Here is a 5172-nt window from a genome sequence, read left to right on the forward strand (position 1 = left end):
GGTGAAATACGCCATCCATCCGGTGGCGGGCCGCATGCCCGGGCACATGAACGTGCTGCTGGCGGAAGCCAACGTGCCCTATGACGAGGTGTTCGAGCTCGAAGACATCAACTCGGAGTTCGCCCAGGCCGACGTCGCTTCGTGATCGGCGCCAACGACGTGACCAACCCGGCCGCCAAGACCGACCCGACCTCGGCGATCTACGGCATGCCGATCCTCGACGTCGACAAGGCCAAGACCGTGCTGTTCATCAAGCGCGGCATGGGATCGGGCTACGCCGGCGTCGAGAACGAACTCTTCTTCCGCGACAACACCATGATGCTCTTCGCCGACGCCAAGAAGATGGTCGAGAACATCGTCAAGAACCTCGACTGAGGCGAGGGGTGACGGCCGCCATCGGTGGCCGCTCCCAGCCCCTGTCGCACACGAAAAAGGCCGGCTCCCTCGCGGGGGCCGGCCTTTTTCGTGTGAGGATTCGCTCATGCCTCACCGCGATTCGTGAGGACCGCTCCGGCCAGAGGCGAGGGTTCACACAAAATGACGTGCGTCTGAACCGACCCGTCTCCGCCCTCACCCTGAGGAGGCCCGGAACCGGCCGTCTCGAAGGGCGGGGGCGGCCACGTCCTTCGAGACAGCCGCTGGCGCGGCTTCCTCAGGATGAGGCCGATCGAGCTTGTTCATCGGCGCGCCGGGCGTCAGACCTGTCCGGCGCTGGCCAGTGCCTGCTGGGCGGGGCGGTACTTCGGATCGAGCGAGGCGCCGCGGCGCACCGAGGCGATGCCGGCCTCGCGCTGGCCGAGCCGCAGCTGGGCGATGCCGAGGTTGGTCCAGAACACCGCCGATTCCTTGTTGCGGTTGACCGCGGCGGCAAAGTCCAGCAGCGCCTCCTGGTCGCGGCCGAGCGCCAGTTCGCTCTGGCCGCGGCCGTTGAAGGCGTCGGGCAGGTTCGGATCGAGCGCCATCGCGGTGGTGAACTCGGCGATCGCCGACTCGTGCTGGTTCTGCGACTGGTAGATCAGGGCGCGGTTGTAATAGGCGCCGGCGTCGGAGCTGGAGATGCCGATCGCGGCGTTGAAGTCGGCGAGGGCGAGGTCGGTGCGCCCCATCTGCCGGTAGATCGCGCCGCGCTGGCGATAGGCGGCGCCATACTGCGGATTGAGCTGGATCGCCCGGTTGTAGTCGGCAAGGGCGAGGTTGGCCTGGCCGGTGCGGCGGTAGACGAGGCCGCGGTTGGCATAGGCCTGATAGAGGCTCGGATCGATCTGGACCGCGGTGGTGAAGTCCTGGATCGCCTCGCTGTAGCGCCCGGCCTGGCCGTAGGCGGTGCCGCGGATGTTGTAAGCCGTCGCGTCGGACGGATTGCGCGCGATCACCTCGGACAGCGAGGAGATGTTGGCCGGCGACGCCGCGTTGGGGTTGAGCGTCACCCGCTCGAGATCGGCGCCGCCCTCCTCGGTCGTGGTGCAGGCCGCAAGGCCCAGCGTGCCGCAGATGAGGATGACGGCCTTTGCGACTGCAAGGTTACGCTGCATCATCGTGTCCCGTACCACCAGATGAGAGGGTTCCGGCCTGAATGCCGATGGGCTTCCTCCCGCCGACCGGATCACCTGAGATCCGGCAGGAGGGCGGCCCGACGAGCCGGAGCGCGAAGATTCGCGTCGTCCCCGGCATGATCCGACAGATGGGCGGCGGAATCCAGCCTCCGCGCGACACATCAGTCCGGATGGGGTGCGGGACGGCATGTGCCGGTCCCGGACGGTCATGCAAAAAAGACGACCGAAATCTCGGCCGCCTTCCGCAATGATCAACAGGGCAAGGTCACCCGCCGCACGCGGCCGGCGACACTGGCCGAAAGCTCAGGCGCGGCCCTTGCTGGGCAGCAGGCCTTCGCGCTGGGCGCGCTTGCGGGCGAGCTTGCGGGCGCGGCGCACGGCCTCGGCCTTCTCGCGAGCCCGCTTTTCGGACGGCTTCTCGTAATGACCGCGGAGCTTCATCTCGCGGAAGATGCCCTCGCGCTGCATCTTCTTCTTGAGCGCCTTGAGAGCCTGATCGACGTTGTTGTCGCGAACGAGTACCTGCACGCGTGACCTTCCCGTGATATCGATGAATGTCCCCGAGGGGACGTCGGCGGAAGAAACCCGCCATGCGGTGCGTGCACCGTGTGAGTGGGGGCTCATTTAGCAGACCGACCGAGCGCTGTCCACTCTTGCGCCCGCTAAATCGTGCGTTTTCGCGCGGCGGCCGGGGCCGCGCAGCGCTGATCCCTGTCTGGCCCTATCCGGGCCGGACCACCCGGTTGAGGTGGCCCATCTTGCGGCCGGGCCGCGCCTCGCGCTTGCCGTAGAGATGGAGCCGGGCGTCCGGGTCGGCGACGATCGCGGCATAGTCCGCGGCGGCGTCGCCGATCAGGTTCTTCATCGTCACCGTGCCGTGGCGGGTGACGCTGCCGAGCGGCCAGCCGGCAATGGCGCGCACGTGATTCTCGAACTGCGAGGTCACGGCGCCGTCCTCGGTCCAGTGTCCGGAGTTGTGGACGCGCGGCGCGAGCTCGTTGACCAGCAGGCGTTCGCCGGCCCCGTCGCGGACCACGAAGATCTCGACCCCGAGCACGCCGACATAGCCGAGATGATCGGCGATCGCGACGCCGAGGTCGCGCGCGGCGGCGGCGGTCGCCGCGGCCACGGGGGCGGGCACGATCGTCTCGTCGAGGATGTGGTTGGCGTGGCGGTTCTCGCCGATGTCGTAGACGGCGGTACCGCCGGCGGCGCCGCGCACGACGATCGCCGAGACTTCCAGCGCGAAGGGCACGAGGCCTTCGAGGATGCAGCCCTGCCCGAGGCGGGCGAGGGCCTCGGCCGCCTCGACACGGCTGGCGACCTTGGCCTGGCCCTTGCCGTCATAGCCGAATCGCCGGGTCTTCAGGATCGCCGGCAGGCCGGTGACGGCGATGGCCGCATCGAGCTCGGCCTCGGTGTCCACCGCCGCGAACGGCGCGACATCGACCCCGGCCTCGCGCAAAAAGGTCTTCTCGGCGATGCGGTCCTGGGTGATGGCCAGCGCACGGGCGTCGGGAAACAGCGGCCGGCGGGCGGCGAGCAGCGCCGCGGTCTCGGCGGGGACGTTCTCGAACTCGTAGGTGACGACGTCCACGGCCTCGGCGAAGGCGGCGAGCGCCTCGGCGTCGTCATAGGCCGCCACCGTGTGGCGGGCGGCGACGCGGAAGGCCGGGCTGTCGGGCTCGGGGCAGTAGACATGGCAGTCGAAGCCGAGGCGGGCCGCGGCGAGCGCGATCATCCGGCCGAGCTGGCCGCCGCCGAGAATGCCGATCACCGATCCGGGGGGCAGGGCGCTCATCCGGCCTCCGCTTCGTCGCGGGGAAACTCGGGGATCGCCGCGGTCTGGCGGGCGCGGTAGTCGTCGAGCCGCTGGCTGAGGGCCTCGTCGGACAGGGCCAGCATGGCCGCGGCGAGAAGCCCGGCGTTGATCGCGCCGGCCTTGCCGATCGCCAGCGTGCCGACCGGAATGCCGCCGGGCATCTGCACGATGGAGAGCAGGCTGTCCTCGCCCTTCAGCGTGCGGCTTTCCACCGGCACGCCGAGCACGGGCAGCGGCGTCATGGCCGCGGTCATGCCGGGCAGATGGGCGGCCCCGCCGGCGCCGGCGATGATCACCTTGAAGCCGGCGGCCTTCGCGCCGCGGGCAAAGTCGTAGAGCCGCTCCGGCGTGCGGTGCGCGGAGATGATCCGGGCCTCGAAGGCCACCCCGAGGGTGTCGAGGGCATCGGCGGCGTGCTTCATCGTCGGCCAGTCGGACTGGCTGCCCATGATGATGGCGACGGGAGGGGTGGCCATGGTCGTCGGCAATCCGTTGCGAGCGCTGCAAGGTCATCTCGGCCGGGGCGCCCGTGTCCCGGACCTTGTCGTCCGAAGGCTCGGGAGGTCGCCCGGCCTCCTGGCCTTGCGCATGATCCGATCGGCCGGATCGCGCGATCCGGCCGGATCATGCTCTAGAACATCACGGAGAAAAGAGAAACCCGCCGCGGCGCACAAATGCCCGATCCTTGCCTGCGGCATCGCCGTGCAATGCGCGCGCGACCTGCGGAGCGTTCGCCGCCGAACTGCGGGTGTCAGGCGATGATGTCGGGCAGCATCTGGTCTTCGAGGAAGCTGATCTTGTCCTTCAGCGCGAGCTTGCGCTTCTTCAGGCGCTGCACCTGAAGGGTATCGAGAGCGCCGAGCTTCAGCATCGCCTCGATCGCCGCATCGAGATCCCGGTGCTCCTGGCGCAGCTTTGCAAGTTCGATGCGAACGTCCTGTTCGTCGGCTTCGTTCATCAGGACCCGTCCCCGGAATGCCTCGACTGATCACGCACCAACCGCCGGCTCCCGTCCCGCGGATCCCGACGTTGCGGGATCGCACGCGCCCGAGCCCGACCGGCCGGTGTCCCCTCGTCCATCCCGCCGTGGGTGCTCGCGCCTGCCCGCCAGGCCGCCCGCACCGGAATGCCGATTTGCAAGGACGAGTATAGCAAATTTCTCGGCCCGCCATCAGGCTTCATCGCCGGCGACCATCTGCCTGCCCCTCGGGCGGATTTCCCTGTGATCGAATTTTGGGCAGGTCGACCCGACCTGACCGCGGCGCCCGCCGCCCCGTCGGTTTGCCGGCGCAGGGAATGGCAGGTTCATCAGCGACTTGCGCAGCCCGGAAAACCGGTCAGCCGTTCCTGGCCAGGCGCATGGGGCCGGGCTGCGGAGGCCAGCCGGCGTATTGACGATCGATCCGGTCGATCCCATCATCTCGTCATGTCCTTTGCGGTTTGCCGGCGCGCAGCGAGGGACCGGCAGGCGCCGTCACGTGCGTTGGTCCGTCCCGATAGCGGGTCGTGGCCGGAGTTCCGCAGTTTCAAGTTGATGTTTCCTGCTTTCGATACTCCTCGGCGGTTTCGAAGAAATTGACGCTTTTGTGTTTCAATTTAACAAGCATTGACGATGCATCCGGACTGTATACCGGATGCGGAGAATTTCCCTCTACTCAATCGATGACGTTTGTGCGACACTGAAATCCTTGCAAGCGGTGGCCCATCCACCGTCCACAGCAGGAAGGAGGCATGCTGATGTCGCTACATTCTCATATCCAGGAACTCGAACGCCGCCATGCGGCTCTCGAAAGAGAA

At 67.9% G+C, this 5172-nt stretch carries 5 protein-coding genes and 1 pseudogene; 1 reads left to right on the forward strand and 5 read right to left on the reverse strand.

Annotation, left to right across the window (positions count from 1 at the left end):
• Nucleotides 1–375 (forward strand): annotated as a pseudogene (locus A6302_RS22470) (NAD(P)(+) transhydrogenase (Re/Si-specific) subunit beta); the annotation flags it as partial.
• Between the two features lie 320 nt (nucleotides 376–695).
• Here A6302_RS22470 and A6302_RS19215 read toward each other — a convergent pair.
• The 5 genes from A6302_RS19215 to A6302_RS19235 all read right to left on the reverse strand — a co-directional run bounded on the left by A6302_RS19215 (nucleotide 696) and on the right by A6302_RS19235 (nucleotide 4333).
• Nucleotides 696–1550 carry a tetratricopeptide repeat protein gene (locus A6302_RS19215; RefSeq protein WP_210183400.1) on the reverse strand — a complete coding sequence of 285 codons (855 nt, stop codon included), beginning with the start codon at nucleotides 1548–1550 and terminating at the stop codon, nucleotides 696–698.
• A 306-nt stretch (nucleotides 1551–1856) separates the two neighbouring features.
• Complete coding sequence (gene rpsU, locus A6302_RS19220; protein ID WP_069308378.1) at nucleotides 1857–2081, reverse strand: 30S ribosomal protein S21; 225 nt, start codon at nucleotides 2079–2081, stop codon at nucleotides 1857–1859.
• 193 nt (nucleotides 2082–2274) lie between these two features.
• On the reverse strand, nucleotides 2275–3354 hold the full coding sequence (locus tag A6302_RS19225) for a 5-(carboxyamino)imidazole ribonucleotide synthase (RefSeq protein ID WP_069308379.1): 1080 nt from the start codon (nucleotides 3352–3354) through the stop codon (nucleotides 2275–2277).
• Nucleotides 3351–3851 (reverse strand): 5-(carboxyamino)imidazole ribonucleotide mutase, encoded by a 501-nt coding sequence (gene purE / locus A6302_RS19230; RefSeq protein ID WP_069308380.1) that lies wholly within the window; start codon nucleotides 3849–3851, stop codon nucleotides 3351–3353. Before purE ends, A6302_RS19225 begins: the two co-directional genes overlap by 4 nt.
• A gap of 275 nt (nucleotides 3852–4126) precedes the next feature.
• Nucleotides 4127–4333 carry a YdcH family protein gene (locus A6302_RS19235; protein WP_069308381.1) on the reverse strand — a complete coding sequence of 69 codons (207 nt, stop codon included), beginning with the start codon at nucleotides 4331–4333 and terminating at the stop codon, nucleotides 4127–4129.
• Nucleotides 4334–5172 lie beyond the last annotated feature (839 nt).

The sequence above is a fragment of the Methylobrevis pamukkalensis genome (assembly GCF_001720135.1).
Taxonomy (GTDB): domain Bacteria; phylum Pseudomonadota; class Alphaproteobacteria; order Rhizobiales; family Pleomorphomonadaceae; genus Methylobrevis; species Methylobrevis pamukkalensis.